The 16,817-nt window shown below is 52.3% G+C and carries 10 protein-coding genes; 7 read left to right on the top strand and 3 right to left on the bottom strand.

The annotated features are described in order from the left end of the window. The first annotated feature begins 205 nt into the window (after positions 1-205). The 5 genes from FUA23_RS17015 to FUA23_RS16995 all read left to right on the top strand — a co-directional run bounded on the left by FUA23_RS17015 (position 206) and on the right by FUA23_RS16995 (position 6,291). Entirely contained in the window at positions 206-1,144 is a 939-nt protein-coding gene (locus FUA23_RS17015) for a diacylglycerol/lipid kinase family protein (protein ID WP_147931969.1), read from the top strand. A 91-nt stretch (positions 1,145-1,235) separates the two neighbouring features. Further along, the gene (locus FUA23_RS17010) at positions 1,236-2,471 is read left to right on the top strand and encodes a M14 family metallopeptidase (protein ID WP_147931968.1); all 1,236 of its coding nucleotides are present in this window, start codon (positions 1,236-1,238) and stop codon (positions 2,469-2,471) included. A gap of 272 nt (positions 2,472-2,743) precedes the next feature. Beyond that, complete coding sequence (locus tag FUA23_RS17005) at positions 2,744-4,348, top strand: M28 family peptidase (protein ID WP_147931967.1); 1,605 nt, start codon at positions 2,744-2,746, stop codon at positions 4,346-4,348. Positions 4,349-4,482: 134 nt separating this feature from the next. Further along, positions 4,483-5,064 carry a DUF3109 family protein gene (locus FUA23_RS17000; RefSeq protein WP_147931966.1) on the top strand — a complete coding sequence of 194 codons (582 nt, stop codon included), beginning with the start codon at positions 4,483-4,485 and terminating at the stop codon, positions 5,062-5,064. Positions 5,065-5,388: 324 nt separating this feature from the next. Then, positions 5,389-6,291, top strand: a complete 903-nt coding sequence (locus FUA23_RS16995; RefSeq protein WP_147931965.1) for a bile acid:sodium symporter family protein — start codon at positions 5,389-5,391, stop codon at positions 6,289-6,291. A 49-nt stretch (positions 6,292-6,340) separates the two neighbouring features. On the opposite strand, the gene FUA23_RS16990 is transcribed toward FUA23_RS16995, so the two are convergent. Both FUA23_RS16990 and FUA23_RS16985 read right to left on the bottom strand, forming a co-directional pair. Next, on the bottom strand, positions 6,341-9,085 hold the full coding sequence (locus FUA23_RS16990) for a T9SS type B sorting domain-containing protein (RefSeq protein WP_147931964.1): 2,745 nt from the start codon (positions 9,083-9,085) through the stop codon (positions 6,341-6,343). 376 nt (positions 9,086-9,461) lie between these two features. Next, positions 9,462-9,758, bottom strand: a complete 297-nt coding sequence (locus FUA23_RS16985) for an SCP2 sterol-binding domain-containing protein (protein ID WP_147931963.1) — start codon at positions 9,756-9,758, stop codon at positions 9,462-9,464. Positions 9,759-9,912: 154 nt separating this feature from the next. On the opposite strand from FUA23_RS16985, the gene FUA23_RS16980 reads away from it, so the two are divergent. After that, positions 9,913-10,914 carry a hypothetical protein gene (locus FUA23_RS16980; RefSeq protein ID WP_147931962.1) on the top strand — a complete coding sequence of 334 codons (1,002 nt, stop codon included), beginning with the start codon at positions 9,913-9,915 and terminating at the stop codon, positions 10,912-10,914. An 89-nt stretch (positions 10,915-11,003) separates the two neighbouring features. Here the strand turns inward: FUA23_RS16980 and tyrS are convergent, their stop codons facing one another. Continuing rightward, positions 11,004-12,323, bottom strand: a complete 1,320-nt coding sequence (gene tyrS, locus FUA23_RS16975; protein WP_147931961.1) for a tyrosine--tRNA ligase — start codon at positions 12,321-12,323, stop codon at positions 11,004-11,006. 321 nt (positions 12,324-12,644) lie between these two features. Between tyrS and FUA23_RS16970 the strand changes: the two genes are divergently transcribed. Continuing rightward, the coding region (locus FUA23_RS16970; RefSeq protein WP_147931960.1) for a CUB domain-containing protein at positions 12,645-16,817 on the top strand (4,173 nt) is incomplete at its 3' end.

Here is a 16,817-nt window from a genome sequence, read left to right as displayed (position 1 = left end):
ACCATTGAACTTTTGAACATGGGACGGCTGACTAATGTGGTCAGCCTGAACATCGTGTAAACACAGGCATCACGCAACAAAGAGACAATTTAATCATTAGACTCCGTTCGCCCGTTTAGTGATTTCCTGGCCTGTAAGGTGCAAAATAATTTCTCCCCGGCAAGACCCAACCGACCAAATGCTCCGGATAACCGACCTTTAAGCCGTGATAGCGGATCAAACACCATGGCACTTTCTCATCAACCCTGCTGCGGGGCGGGGCAAGGCCCTGCGCCGTTGGGAGAAATGGCTGCCGGCTCTGAGCACTGCACTACCGCAAATGACGGTTGAAGAAAGTACCAGTTCCACAAACTTATCTGAACTGGCCGAAGCTGCCGTCCGGGCGGGCAAAACCCACCTGGTTGGCGTAGGTGGCGACGGAACCCACCACGGCATACTTAACGGAATTGTCAGGGCCGAAGGGCTCAGAAAAGTCGTCTATGTTCCGCTGCCGCTCGGCACGGGCAACGACTGGGTTCGTACCCTGAAAACACCACGCACCATCGGCCCCTGGTTGGAAATGGTGCGTCGGCAAAAAGTATTGGAGCACAACATCGGCCAACTGACCTACCTGCTTCCCGCATTACCCCCCGCAGATCCCGAACGGAGAACGACCTGGTTTCTCAACGTTGCCGGGATGGCCTACGACGCGGAGGTGGTACGACGCAGCGAAAAAGCACGCTGGAAGAGCCAGTGGCTGTATCCTCTGCTGACGCTGCTGTACCTTAAGGGCTTCGTGCCACCTACCGTGAAAATCGAGTACGATGAGCAAACCCTGACTCTGCCCGTTCATACCATAAATATCGGCATCGGACGTTATAGCGGAGGGGGAATGAGGTTGGTCCCTCACGCCGATCCTGCCGCAGCAACTCTCGCCCTGACGGTAGCTCACCAACTTCCGATCTGGAAAATCATAATCTCCTCGTGGCGATTTTACACCGGATCGATAGGGGAGCTTAAAGAGGTTACCACCACGCACGTGAAATCGGTTAAAATCACGCCCGTTGCCGGGAAAACGATGCTTGAAGCCGACGGAGAGTTGCTGGGGGAATTACCGCTGACTGCTTCTATGCTGGACGATCGGTTGCAGGTGCTGGTCCCGTAATCCGGTAAGGATAACGATCAGGCGAGTATCTACTTTGCTCCTTCCTCCCTTTCTTTGCACCTGCGTCCGCGCCACCAATTAAGTATTTCCCATGAAGCATATTCTGTACCTGATCCTGACCGTAACTTTCTTTGCCTGTAACCGTGCTTCCAGCTACAATTTTCCTGTGGATGTGGATACCCGAACGAAGGACATCAGGGTGCAGAAAAAACAGACCTGGTCCTTCCCCGAAACAGGCCTGACGGTAGACAATGAATTCGACGGAGCACGCCTGAATGAGCTGCGCCGCGACGACGATACGTCGTACACTGTCACCATCAATCCGGAGAATGAACCCATAAACCAAAGCCCGTGGTACGCCATGCGCTTCGTTTCAGACCGCGACCAAACGATAACGGTCCGGTTAACTTACCCTCCGGGCGTCCATCATCGTTATTTCCCGAAAGTAAGTACCGATCGGAAAGTGTGGGCTCCGGCAGATAGTACTTCCGTGAAACCGGGCCCCGGGCAGTTCTCCGCCGACGTACGCCTGACGCTCGCCGAAGGAGAGCCCCTTTACCTTGCCGGACAGGAAGTTATCAATTCAGCCGATGTGAAAGAATGGCTGGAAACACTGAGCCGGAAGCACGGCGATGTGATGGCCGGTTTCTACGTAGGAGAAAGCAAACTGGGCCGGAATCTGGAGGCTTACCGGATCGGTGAAGGTGAAATGGATGACCGGCCAACCATTGTTTTACTCAGCCGCCAGCACCCACCCGAAGTAACCGGTTTTCTCTGTCTGCAAGCCTTCCTTGACGGTGTTCTGGAACACCCCCGGCGCGATGAATTCTTTACGAAATACCAACTGCTGGTTTACCCCTTACTTAACCCCGATGGTGTGGATTTGGGCCACTGGAGGCACACGGCTGGTGGCATCGACAGCAACCGGGATTGGGCGAAGTACCGCCAGCCGGAAGTCCGGAAGGTTGCCAACAATATCGTAAAACTGACCAAAGAAAGTCGCAGCGATGTCGTGTTGGGAATCGACTTCCACTCCACCTACAAAGATGTTTACTACACCCACAACGATAAGGTACAGCCACCCACGGCGCTGCCGGGCTTCAAAGACGCCTGGCTCGCTGCCATAGCTCGTGGCATCGGTGGTGGCTTCCGGATCAATGAGGAAGCAGAACCGATCGGTAAGCCCACCTCAATGAGCTGGTTCAGGACACAATTCGGTGCCGAAGGCATCACCTATGAGATAGGAGACGGAACCGACCGGGCGTTCGTCCGGAAGAAAGGAATCGTTTCTGCGGACGCGCTGATCAATGTGCTGCTGGCGAGATAGGCCTGATCTGCAAGCCCTGAGGGAAATGGTTCCGTTTCGTCTGCGGGGGTATACGGCGCGACCGCAGGATGCACAGAATGTTGTGGGGCAAGGCGGACTTAGGTCGGATGCACCATAAACCTGCGGACAAGCGTGAATGCCGCCCCTTTACCCCGCAGGACTGCATCGGCAGACGGCTCATTACGCCAGGAGTCTACGGATGAACCTGTGGGCAGAAACCGTAAAACTTACCCCGCTCAGCGGCGTTATTTTTAACTAACCAAATATATAGTATGATTCGTACTACCTTGCTTCTGGCCGTAGCCTTGTTCTCCGGCAGCCTTTTTTCGCAGATGACCGGCCCCGTTCAGTCGCTCAAAACCACACCGGACCAGGCCCGGGAGTTGGCTTCAACCATCACCGTTGAGGACATGGAGCGCCACCTTTACATCCTCGCCGATGATGATATGGAAGGCCGTGAAACCGGAGAGCCCGGCCAGAAACGGGCTGCAGAATACCTGGCCAAACAATTCGCAGGCCTTGGTCTCCCCGCCATCGGCGAAAACAACGGGTACTACCAACGAATTCTTTTTACCCGCCAGAAATGGGATAACATCGAATTGAAACTGAACGGTGAGCCCCTGCGTCACCTGTGGGAATACGCCAGCGCACCATCGCAAAACACAGACCGGGGAACCACCCGGATTACCGAGCTCACTTTTCTGGGCTACGGAATCGACGATGAAGCTTACAGCGACTACGAGGGGAAAGACGTAAGTGGCAAACATATCCTCATCTTCGCCGGAGAGCCGGTAGGGAAGAAGGGGATCTACCACGTGTCGGGCAAAGACACCATCTCTGACTGGAGCAATAATAACGAGCGTAAGCTGCAAATCGCCAAAGAAAAAGGTGTCGAAACGGTATTCATCATCGATCCGGACTTCAAGACCAATGTTCGCAACATTCGGCAGGAAACGCTGGACGGACGGATGCGGATGGCAGAGCAATCCGAAGCTGAACGCAACACGGCCAACGTCGTCTATCTTACCCCTCAGCTCGCCCGCAAAATGATGGGTAAAGCAGGGAAAAAGGTCATCAAGGCCCGCAAGAAAATGGAGAAGTCCGGTCGCTCTAAATCCGTAACGGTTCCGGTGAACCTGGAATTGACCCAGGCCAAAGCCGTGAAGGAGCTTATCGGAGAAAACGTACTGGGCTTTGTTGAAGGCTCCGATCCTGTGCTGAAGGACGAAGTACTGGTAGTCAGCGCGCACTACGACCACATCGGTAAACGCGGGGACAACGTCTTTAACGGCGCCGACGACAACGGTTCGGGAACGACCACCGTGCTTGAAATCGCAGAAGCATTTGTAACCGCCAAAAAGCAGGGCCTTGGCCCCCGCCGCAGTGTTCTTTTTCTGCTGGTTAGCGGAGAGGAAAAAGGATTGCTCGGCTCGGAATACTACGCCAGTCATCCGGTCTTTCCGTTGGATAAAACCATCGCAGACATCAACGTTGATATGGTAGGCCGTGTGGACGACGAACACGCCGACAACCCCGAGTACATCTATGTGATTGGAAGCGACCGACTGAGTTCTGAGCTCCACCTCATCAATGAGCACGCAAATAAGGAATACACCCAGCTGGAACTGGATTACACCTACAATGCTGAAGACGATCCTAACCGGTACTACTACCGTTCGGATCACTACAACTTTGCGGTGAAGGGTATCCCCAGTGTTTTTTACTTCAACGGCACCCATGCTGATTACCACCAGGCAACCGATACGGTTGATAAGATCAACTTCGAAAAGATGGAGAAAATCGGCCGGCTGGTGTTCCATACAGCGTGGCAACTTGCCAATCAGGATCGTCGCATTGAGGTAGACGTTAAAAAGTAAACCTCTGGTATAAGTTACTTACCCGTTGCCTCCGTTTGAGTTTCCCGCGGGGAACCCGACTGCCTTTCCCGGTTGTTATTTCCTGCTTAGTGTCCGGAAACTCAAGCGGGGGCATTACCAATCATTAATTGAGTATGTACATAATTGACAACATAATCGTTAGCGACGATGTCACCGACGAGCATTTCGCCTGCAACCTTACCGCCTGTAAAGGGGCCTGTTGCTGGGAAGGAGACTTTGGTGCTCCGCTGGAAGAAAAGGAGCTGGACATCCTGAAAGACATATACTCTGCGGTAGAGCCTTACCTGACCGAAGAGGGGAAGGCCGCTATCGCAGCGCAGGGGCTGTACACCAAAAACGATACCGTAGGAGGTTGGGACACCACTCTGGTGGACAATGCAGCCTGTGCGTATATGACCCTCAACGAGCAGGGTATGGCCCTTTGTGGCATCGAACAGGCTCACCGGGACGGAAAGATCGAGTGGAAAAAACCCATCAGTTGTCACCTGTATCCCATCCGGGCCGTCTCCAAACCCGAGGCCAATTTCGAGGCCCTCAACTATGATGTATGGGACATTTGCTCGGCGGCCTGTGTGAAGGGAGATCGGGAAAAGATTAGGGTCTATGAGTTCGCTAAGCCAGCGCTGATCCGCAAGTACGGAGAAGACTGGTACAATGCACTGGTCGCCGCAGTAGAACGGGAAACATCAGATTAAGCAAAACCGCCGCGAACCAAACGGCTGGTTTTGGCTTCCACAAAATGGAATTGCAGGCAAAACAGTTGCTGTAAAGCAAAAAAAGACCGGTCATGCAAAGCACAGCCGGTCCAGAAATAAACACCTAAAACCCTATTAACATCTTTAAAACGTGAGCATTTGCTACGTTTAATATTTTGGAGAATGAAAGTAAAATTTCATTCAGGAACTTAACTCAAGGTAGAGAGTATAGATGTTTATACAACAAAACAGGTAAACATATTTACCTTTGATAAGGCGAATTTAGCTTCAAAAACTCATTCCCCCAAACAACCAGGCGAAAAAATGATTGATTTTCTAATCGGGTTGATACTGGCACTGATCATGTTTAGCATCGGGCTGAGCCTGAAGACGGATAATTTCAGGCAGCTTGCCAGCCATCCACGCGTGCTTTTGCTTGGCCTTGGGCTACAGCTTTTACTTTTGCCTGCTATCGCTTTTTCTGTAGCTTTTCTCTTTAAACTACCTCCGGCCTTTGCGGCCGGAGTCGTCATTCTGTCCGCCTGTCCTGGGGGACTGAGCAGCAACTTCATCAGCTTTCTGCTAAAGGCAAACACTACTTTGGCGGTCAGCCTGACCATTTGTAATACGAGTCTCTCGATGCTTACCATTCCGGTGATCGTCAACCTGGGGCTTGCTACTTTCTGGACGGGAGAGGGCTTGCGGCAGCTGCCGTTGTTGCCCACCGCTGGTCAGATTTTTCTGATCGTTCTGGTTCCCGTTATTTCCGGAATGATTTTCAGAGCCCGCCGCACGGCGCGTGCTGAGTACCTCCAGCCCCGCCTCCGTTGGTTAAGCTTGTTCCTGCTCGGGACGCTTTTTGCCCTCAAGCTTCTCGCTCCCGCAGATGCGGGAGGGAGCAATTTGTTGATCTCCGAGACTTTGACCATCCTGCCAGCCTCGCTGGCGGTGAATGCTTGCGCTCTTTTATCCGGCTTCCTGTTCGGACGCCTTTTTGGGTTTGGGCGTAACGACCAGATCACGCTTGGCGTCGAGGCAGGTATCCAGAATACAAGCCTGGCATTTCTTATTACTTCGGCGCTACTGGAGAACGAGCAAATGCTTAAGCCCGCACTGGTCTACGCAATGTTCACCTTCTTTACCGGACTCGCCTACGGCTTGTGGCTCAAACCGGGGATGTGGAACGCCCTGCGGAAGGAATGGAGATTGCTCAAGTTTTTCGAATGAATACCTTGTTACCCGGTCCGCTGCCCGGGCGATCAGGTCAACCCGGAAGTTATTCTCCGGCGGCGAAAAGCTCTATGTAACCCGACAGGGGCTCAGTCGAAGGGCTGATGCCTTCCAACCGTTGCTCGAAAACCTTCGCTATGTAATGATAGGTACCCGAGGGGAGAGGCTCTCCGCTGAGGTTCCGCCCGTCCCACATAATAGCGGGGTCTTCGGTTTCGAAAACAAGCTGGCCCCAACGGTTGAATACCTGAAAGTCAACCCGCTCAACGAAGCACCTGCTGCGTGGGATGAACAGGTCATTTTGCCCGTCTCCGTTCGGGGTGAAGGCATTGGGAAGTTCGTAAATCGGACAGTTGGTTACGCACACTTCCGTGCTGTTGTTGCCTTCGTTGCCGTTTAGGTCAAAAGCCGTAATGGTGTAACAGCCTGTAATACCATCTTCGGGGAAGTGGTCGTAAGTCAGAATGTCTGCGCCCTGGATTTCCGCTACCTGAAAGCCGGTGCCGGCGCTATCCGGCGAGAAGTAAATCCGGTAGCCGGCAACGTCGTCCTCTCCGCATACGTCTGCCGGAGAAACCCAGTTGAGGGTATTGAATAGGTTGTCGGTGTCAGTACAATCCACCCCGCGGTCACAAACGCTTATTACTTCCAGTTCCGGCGGGCAGGGAGGAACATTGTCTTGCGGCTGCAGGCATAACTCCTGGCTACGGTTGAGGAGCGGGCTGGGAATGTCAGCTACGCTGTACGTTCCTTCAGTAAGGATGTAATAGCAATATTCTTCGCCGTTCTCCAGGCTTTCATCTGTATAGGACGTAGAAGTAGTCGTGGTCAGTAATTCAAAAGTTGTACTGCCGGGAGCCTGCCGGAATACGTCGTAGCTCACGTTGGTCCACGGGGTGACGGCAGTCCAGCTCAGTACGTTGGCATTATCGGTGGGGCTGCCACTCAGGCGTACGGAGGTGGCAGCCTGTCCTTCCCCGATTGCTTCCGTTTCTCCCTCAACGAACAGTTCGATGAGGTAGGAATAAGCCTGGCCTTCGGTGTCGAGCCCGGTATCGGAGAAGCAGGTGTCTATCGGTTCACCGAAGAACTGACGCTGGAAGGTAGCGACCTCGCTGAAGCCGGCAGGATCGGTTGTTTGTCCGTCGGCCCGGCTGAGAACGTAACGGTAAGGGCCTTCATTTTGAGTTGTGTCCAGCGCGAGCGCATTGGGTCTTATCCAGCATACATCGATCCCTCCGGCCGATGCGTCGGTACTGGTGACGTCGACTTTGGTCAGCAGCGGAATATCCCTTGAAAGCTGTACGCAGACTTCTTCGGAGGGAATGGACTCGATTTCTTCGAAGATCAATCCGAGGTTGGCTATTGGCCGGCCAAGTAAGGCAACTACGCGGTAACAATAGGTTTTACCCCGCTCGATATCGTCGTCGATGTAGACATAACGGCCATCCTGCATTTCCATCGTCTCCCGGGGGGTGACAAGGGTGTAACCCTGGCCGGCAAGACCGGTGGTACAGGTGTCGGGTTCAAATGGATTACTCCCTTCCCTTCGCCAGACGGTGAAGCCCAGAAAGGTTGGGTCGGTACTGTCCTCGCAGGCGTAGGGCTTGTCCCAGCTCAGGGTGATGAAGTCATCATCGGCTGCGGCCTGCAGTCCTTCCGGCGGCGGAGCTACCACTTTGATGGATACTACCCGTACGGTAGAGAGCCCGCTGGTAGAGCTGAAGAAATCATCCTCGGCCCTGAAAACAACGAAGTAGGGCTGGTTGCTGATGTGAGAGCAGTTTGTCTGCCAGCTAAAAGCCTTTGTCTCGGGGTCCGGTCGCCATATGCTGTCCGAGGGCGTAAAGCTGGCGGGGCTGTCGGTAAAATCAAACGGGCGACCGCTGGCGGTGAGTTTAACTTCCTGGTCAGAATCGGTAAGAGGCGCGGTTGCGATTACATCGAATTCGATAAGCTCTCCGGCAACAACACAGATTTCTTCGAAGGGCAGATCAACAACCGGAGGGTCGTTGGCACACTCCGCAACGAATATCTGCATGTCACGAACGAGGGTGTCCAGGGGGATACCGTTACGGAAGGATTTGACCAAAAATGCCAGGGTGTACTCACCGGCAATAGCAGGAGCGTCCCAGGTGATCTGACCGGTTTGCTCGTTGATGGAAAGTGCCCCGGTGCCGGCATTTACGGGCGAGTAGTTCGCAATCGGAACACCGGGCGCGCGCTGAGGAGTGGTGAACTCGAAAGCAAGGCTGTCGCCGTCTACGTCGAAAGCACCAGGGTTGTGCGTCCAGACCGAACCGATACAGGCATTCTCGATGGGGGACTGCGTTAACTCAGGAGAACTGTTGCAACCGTTCAGGATCGGGTTGGCCAGGGTGTAAACGGTATAAACACTGAACGGGATGTTTACGGAGCCGCCGCCATCGATGTTCACGATGTTTGCTACCCGGTTTTGGTCCTGAAAGCTGATGAAGTACCGACCGAACCCGGGGAAGCGGTGGCAGAGCGTGTATTCATTTCGTTTGATGCCGTTGCCCAGCAGGATTTCCCGGTCTCTTCTTATGGTGTCCGTCGTGCCATCCCCCCAACTGATCAGCAGTTCTTCGCGATCTACGTCGGTTTGGTCAACTTCGGTGTAAGTAATGATGGTGGCACAGGCCCGCAATTGATTGTTGATATCGTTACAATCACCATCGGCTCTCACTATTATTTCGCCCGCCCGGTTGTGCGTTGCGAGTAGTAGGGTAGGGGAAACAAAGAGGACGAGAACAAGATAGAGATAGCGCATGGGCCGAAAGGTTTGGAAGGCTGCATATCTGATGCAGCTTTCTGCTTTAACGCATAAAATACGATTTTGCTTTCGTTCCTGGCCGGAAACAGGCAGAATTCACTACATATTTGAAGTCAGAGAGAGCATATCTCACATCTTGAGCAAGCTTTGTCAGTTGGGAGACACCGCACTAAGGGGGCTCGGTAGCAGGTGCATGGTGCGTTTGGAGTCGATCTTCGGAACAAACCAGAAGACGGTTTTCTGCGGAGGCGGTTTACGATCTGGCCGTTCAACCTTCCCCGGCACCCGCGATCGCGCATAATAAAACGGCCCTTCGCACTAAGTACGAAGGGCCGCGAGGTCTGATCAGACTGCAATACAGACGGATTGTTGGCTAGCTAAGGAGTCCCTGCAGTTTCATCGCAAGGCCCATATCTCCTTTAATCTTGATTTTGCCACCCATCATAGCCATCATGGGGTTAAGTTCGCCTTTACGCAGTGCGTCGAGGGTGTCGACGGTGGTGGTAACGACGGTGTCGGCTTCAGCATCTTCGTTAGTGATGACGGCCTCGTCTCCTGTCATGTCAATATGGATGATGCCTTCGCCAAGGTCGAGTTTAAGGCTTTTGCCCAGGTTGGGCGCTTTGGCTGCTGCTGCTTTCACGCCAGCGTCGAATTCTTCGAATGTCATTGATCGATGGTTAGTTGAGGACGCAAGTTAGCGAAATTTCGCTCAATAGAAAAAGAATAATCAGCGAACACGGCCCACGGGGGGCTACGTTTGATGGAGTGAGAGCGGACTTGTTCGCTTGTTTAATTTTTGCATTAGTAAACCAATTTATATTATGACTAAGTTTTTTCAAATGCTCCTGCTGGTAACAGCACTGAGCCTCCCCGCTTTTGGCCAACAGGTAACAAAGAAGGCCGTTAACCGAAGTAGTTCACTGGAAACAAAATCTGAAGACGTTGACCGTTACGTAGAAGCCAAGCTCTACGTCGGAACCCGTTCACAGGCCGTTAAAGCCCTGAACCTTACCGAAGAAGAAACCATGGGTTTCACTCCTATCTACGAGGATTACGTAAAAGAGCGCAAAGAGATCGATATGCGTCGTAAAGCGCTCATCGAAGAGTACAGGGATGAGATGAAGGAGGATGACACGGCCCGCGACGAGGAAAACGAAACGGCAGACTTCATCGAGAACTTCTGGGAGCTCGACATCGATATGATGCGACTCAAGAAAAACATGTTTGACCGTTTCGAAGACGTGATGGGCTCACAAAGAGCACTTGACTTCTTTACCATGGAGGACATGTTTACCGCACGTGCTAAGAGGAGTATGATACGGGAGGCCATGCCTTCTATGCGTATCTACGTCCCCGTTAACGTATCTTATGAACAGCCCCTGAATAACTTTTCGGACTGGAAGAAAATAAACATTGACGGTGAGGTTGGCTTGAGCCATGACTTTACTTACAATGGTCTCGAAAAATTACTGACTGCTGCAGAGTCGATGACGACTGCTGAAGGAATCGAAGTGGAGAACTTCGATACCCGTAAGAAGGAAATCATGATGAAGGCTGAAAATCTGAAGCAAAACTGGAAGAGCCTCAAGCACGCTGACATGGCGCGCGAAGCATTCACCATGACTGCTGATGTACTGGGCGAAGTTGCCCGGGATAGTCGTTTTGAAGCCCGTACCCCCTGGATAGAAAAACTATCGAATACCGCTGAGATGATTAAGCCGGATGTGAAGCTTACCGATCAGGCGAATACAGTATATACTTTTTTCGATACCGCCGAGATGATCGTCAATGACCTTGTGAAACAGGCAAATGATATGAAGTAGATTCTTCATCCCTGATGTTCAACAAAAGAAGAACCCCGCTCCGATGGCTATCGGAGCGGGGTTCTTAAATTTCGGTAGAGTAATTTGATTTACTCCACTACTATAAGGTACCGGCGTTTTTTGCCGTTTTCCACCATCAGGAACTTATTGTGGAGAAGATCCTGTGGTTGAACGGTGGCGTTCTCGTCGGTTACCTTGATTTTGTTGATTGCGATGGCGTTGCCCTGAATAGCGCGCTTTGCTTCAGATTTGCTTGATACCACTTCGGTATGTTCTGAGAGGAAGTCCATCAGGTTCGGGGCTGCAGAGATAACCTCTTCGGAAACGGTGAAGGAAGGAAGGGTGTTGCCGAGGAAAGCGAGCGTTTTAGCGTCGAGGGCGTGCAGGTCTTCAGCAGCAGCCTTTCCGTAAAGCAGGTTGGTGACGCGCAGAGCGGTAGCGAGGCCGTCGGCACCGTGAATACGTTCGGTAAGCTCTTCGGCCAGGCGTGTTTTTACAGCGTTTATGTCCCGGAATTCCGCGGTTCCGCTTTCGATGACGGCGCAATCAGCGAGGATTTCTTCCTTTGAGCGCAGGCTGAAGTACTTCAGGTATGTAGGAATGTCGGCATCATCGGAGCGCAGCCAGAACTGGTAGAACTCGTAGGGGCTGGTCAGTTCCGGGTCAAGCCAGATGTTTCCGGCGGTTGACTTACCGAATTTTGATCCATCGGCTTTGGTCAGCAGGGGAGTGGTGACAGCGTAAGCTTTGCCTTCGAGGTTGCGCCGTACGAATTCGGTTCCGGAGGTGATGTTGCCCCATTGATCAGAGCCACCCATCTGGACGGTGACCCCTTCGTCTTCGTAGAGGCGCTGGAAATCGTAACCTTGTAGCAACTGGTAGCTGAATTCAGTGAAAGACATACCCGATTCGAGCCGGTTCTTGACGGAGTCCTTCGTCATCATGTAGCTGATGGTAAGGGTTTTGCCGACGTTGCGGAGGAAGTCGAGCGTATTCATGTTCTTGTAGAAGTCGTAATTGTTTACGACGGAGAACTTCGCCTCATCGGCTTCCATTGCACCTGCGGCCGCGCCCCGAAGACCTGCACTGAGCAGGCGAAGCATTTGCTTACGCTGGAATTCGAGGTTTGAATCCAGCTCTTCGTACGTTTTGAGTTGTCTTTCCCTGTCTTTGCCACTGGGGTCACCGATGCGCCCGGTTGCTCCACCGAACAGGACCACGGGATGGTGACCGGCGCGGGCCCAGAGTGTGAGCATCATGATTTGCACGTAATTACCGATGGTGATGGACGGCGCAGTCGGGTCAAAGCCGATATAAGCCTTGCGGGGGGCTTCAGCGAGGTGTTCTTCAATTCCGGGGGTAAGCTGGTGTAGCATACCGCGCCACGTTAGTTCGGCGATGAAATCCATAATTTTATCTGTAGATTTGGCTACCTCAACAGCACGTCAGGGTATTAAAGTTTGGGGTGGGGTACAAAAAGATGGGCAAATATAGGACGTGCAAATGGTTACTTAGGTGGAATTGGAATCAGATTGAACTGGATGCAGTCAGGCCCCTGACTTTGGGGACGTAACTTCAATTTACGTGCTGATCCTGTTTTTGGAGGGGCTAATGTGCAGATTTTTAGGTGTGTAGCTTCAATTGTATGGGGAATCTGTGTATATTTGGATGAACTTTTATTGGAGTGGCCCTGACCTGCCACCTTTTTTATAATCTCTTGACAAGAAAAGATGGATATACAATTACCACGCATGGCCTATGGCCGCACCCTTTTTTGTGGTGCCCTTCTGTGTCTGCTTGCGCTGAGTTCAGCGACGCTGCACGCACAGGATTTTAATCACCCTACCTCCGGTACTCAAACTGTTTCCCTTGGTACGGGGCTTACCTTTAATTACTACGATTCCGGAGGTGCGGATTGCGACGGCACTGGTGGCGAGTATTCTGCGGATGAAGAGGGAACACTAACGCTCTGTCCTGCTGATGCGGGAAGTGTCATTACCGTCGAATTCTTAGAGGTGGATATCGAATCCCGGTCTTCTCCATCTTGCTGGGATTTTATCACCATCTACGATGGTAATTCTACCGCTAGTCCGACGCTTTTTAACGGATGTGGAGAAGAGGGCTTTCCTCTTTGTTCAGGATTTTCCGGAGATGGAGGCAATGGGGGCGGTACAGATAACGGCCCTGATGACCTTGATGGCTCTAATGCTGATACTCCCTCCAACAATATCTTTACTTCTACCGATGCCAGTGGATGTATCACTGTATTCTTTGATAGTGATGGTACGGTTCAGGAAGGAGGCTGGGTCGCGTTGGTATCTGCGAATGCAGCTGGTTGTGTAGACGCGGCTAACCCCGTCATCGACGATGCCACCGCGCGCCCGCAGTGCGATGAGACGTTCACCCTGATGACTGAAATGGACTATATCTATACCGTAGACCCTCCATCTAATGGAACAAGCAACAGCAGAGACTGTCGCTCGGGACTAATCTGGCGTACGCCCCGGTTTTCTGATGATTGTGGCATAGACTCCATTGCTATTTCTTTCTCTGCTGGCAGCACTCCTGCGCCTACTCAGTTCCCGGCCACCCTTACTTATGGTCCCGGATCTGCCGAAGTGATCGCTGGAGAGGCAGATGGTTTCGTACAGTTTATCACTCCTTCCCAGTACTTCTATGGTAGTGGTGCTTCTGCTTCGACCACGACCACCGTTACTTACGAGGTGTTTGACGGCGAGGGTAACGTTGAAACCTGCTCCTTCTCAATTGAAGTTGTTGACAACGAAGATCCGATTATCGATACTTGCCCTGCGGACTTTACCGCTAATGGCGATGAAACTAATATCGCTGACGGACCTGGGTCAGCTTTGGCTTACTCCGAAACAGCAGTAACTATCACTGAAGCGCAGTTCACCGCCGAAGGTGGTGTTATTGACGAGAACTGTGGCGTTGAGACCATCACTTACGTTGATGTTCAGGCTGGGATGGACCCCATCGTAGTAACCCGGACCTTTACCGTGACGGACTACGCAGGCCTTTCTGCTACCTGTGAGCAGACGATCACTATTGTTGATTGTATCGTAGACCTTACCTGTGCCGACCTTGAGGTATTCCTGGACGAAACAGGAAGCTTCTCTATTACCCCCGAAGATGTTCTGGCACCAGGAGCTTGTGATGATACAAACCTGAGCCTTTCTCAGTCTGACTTTGAATGTGTCGATGCACTGGCCAGCCCGGTAACCGTTACGCTTTTCAGAAACGAAGGTGTTACGGGTGAAGAATCCTGCGACGCTGCCATCACGGTAAGCGACACTTTGGCTCCTGCTATCATGCAGACCAACTTTATCAATGTTTCTATTGCTTCCAGCCAGAACCCAGCCTGCCCTTGTCCCGGAAGTACTTTCCTTGAAGACAACGCACTTGGCCAGGACCTGTTGGTGAGTGACATTGTTGACTTTGGTGCTACTTTCTTCCCGGACCTTGCTCCTTTCTTCCTCGGTATCTTCGAAGATAACTGTACGGCAGATGAGGACATCATCGTTCGTGTTACTGAAGTGAACCACTTCCCACTTGAAAATGGCAACGACAGTATCGTTGTCTACGGTGTTTTGGTTGATGCTGCAGGTAACGAAAGCATTCAGGACACTGCTAACATTATTCTTGTTGATGACATCGACCCGGAACTCACCTGTGAGTCTGAAGTTGAAGTTTTGATTGATGATATGGGTAATGCCAGCGTAACTGACACATCTGCCCTTCTCCTGAGCCTTTCTGACAACTGTACCGATTCTGCTGCCCTTGTAGTAACCCTTGACGCTCCGGTTCTCGGTTGCGACGGTACCACGGGTACCGCTACGTTGACGGTCGCTGATGCTTCCGGCAACACTGCTTCCTGTATGGTTGGCCTTATGCCGGTTGACGAAGTTGCTCCTACCGCTGTTTGTGCGGATGTAACCGTTGAGCTCGACGCTATGGGTCTTGGTTCACTCGACGGTGTAGGTGCTGGTACCGGAACTGCCGCTGTGGTTGTAACCGGCTCACTGGACGATACTGATCCTCAGTTCGCCCGCCCCAATGCTAACGGAACTACTTGTACCACTTCAGTTGGTGATGACCACTACTACGACGTGCTCAATTTCACCATCGATTCAGAAGACATGTACACTATCAGCATGACTCCGAACGCCAATGGTGATTTCTTCTTCGTGCTTTACGAAGGAGGTTTTGACGCTGCTGCACCGTGTGACAACTTCCTCGAAGGTGATGATGATGCTTCGGGCTCACTCGATCCTGAGTTGATGATCCAACTTACTCTCGTTCCGGGTGATTACAGCCTGGTTACTACCACCTTTGCCGGTGGTTTGGCTGTCGGATCTTACGAAATCTCTATCTCCGGAGAAAACGGTGGCATGGCGATCGTTGAAGGAGCAGATGACGATGATGACGACGACGCTACCAGCTCTAACATCGATGGCGGTTCTACCGACAACTGTGGCGACGTAACCTTCTCCGAAGATATCACTGACTTCACTTGTGCTGACATCGGCGAAAATGTAGTTACCCTTACCGTAACTGACGCTGCTGGCAATACGTCTACCTGTACCTCTACAGTAACTGTAGAAGACAACATCGCACCTGAAGTAACCGTAACTGATCAGGTGATCGTACTTAACGACGGCAACCTCAGCCAGACGCTGACTACCGAAGACCTCGTAACTGTAACCGACAACTGTGGAGACGATGATGTAGTGATCGAATTTGATCGTCCGCTGACCTTTGACGGCGACGACATTGGTACCCAAACCATCACGGTTACGGTAACGGATGCCAACGGTAACGAAGTAGAAGTGACCGTTACTGTTGTTGTAACCTTCGACCAGCCGAACCTCGCTTGTATCGGTGAGATCAACCTTACGCTCAACGATGAGTGTCAGGGTCTTGTAATTCCTGAAATGGTACTGGTTGGCAACGTTGGCCTGATCGACGCTTTCCCCTTCGAAATCGTAGTAAATGACAGCGATCCATCCAACGGTCCTATCGTTGACGGTTGTGGTGAGTTCACTTACTCTGTATCTGTACCAACCGCTAATGAAAGCGTGACCGGCTTTGTTGGTAGCTTCGCTGGCAGCAACTGGACGGTTACCGACAACGCCAACGCCGATGAGCAACAGCTTGCATCTGCCACCTTTACTACCGAGACGCTTGTAATGTCTACCACCGGTTCTCCCTTTGGTGTTGGCGGTGGCACAGACTTCGAACTGTCCACATCTATCATGTTCAGCTCTTCTGCTACTGTTTCTTTCGATTACGACCTGAACGGCGTTGACGCTGGTTTCGATGACGTGATTGTTGTTTACAACTTTGAAGGTGCTGTAGTAACGGAAGTGGTTAACACTGACGATCCTGCCACTGGTTCTTCTTCTTTCGACGTTGAAGCTGGTTACACCCTTGAGTTCCGCATCGAAGATGACGGTCTCCAGCCAATCGGCGATATCCTCGCTACGGTCCTTACGATCTCCAACTTCTCGGTTGACGGACTTGGCTCCGAGCTGGCCCTCGACTTCGAGACCTGCTGGGGTATTGTTAACGCCGAAGACAAGACACCACCTGCGGTGGTGACTACTCCGGCCAACATCGACCTGCTTTGTGTAGACCTCGACGGCAACAACCTCGCCACCCTGCCTACCAGCGTCAGCCGCTGCTACACTGTTGACGCCTCTACCGGCGCTACCGTTCCCGGCACCATGGCATCTGCGCTCCGCGCACGCCTGCTGGCTCGTACTACCGCTCCGGTTGTACCGACCTTCACTGATGGTTGTTCCGACGAAATCGAAGTATGTGTGAGCGACGCCGTTGCTTACGGCGACGATCCTGACTGTGACGACGTGGTAATCACGCGCACC

The sequence above is a fragment of the Neolewinella aurantiaca genome, assembly GCF_008014675.1.
Lineage (GTDB): Bacteria > Bacteroidota > Bacteroidia > Chitinophagales > Saprospiraceae > Neolewinella > Neolewinella aurantiaca.
This window is presented reverse-complemented; position numbering and strand designations above follow the sequence as displayed.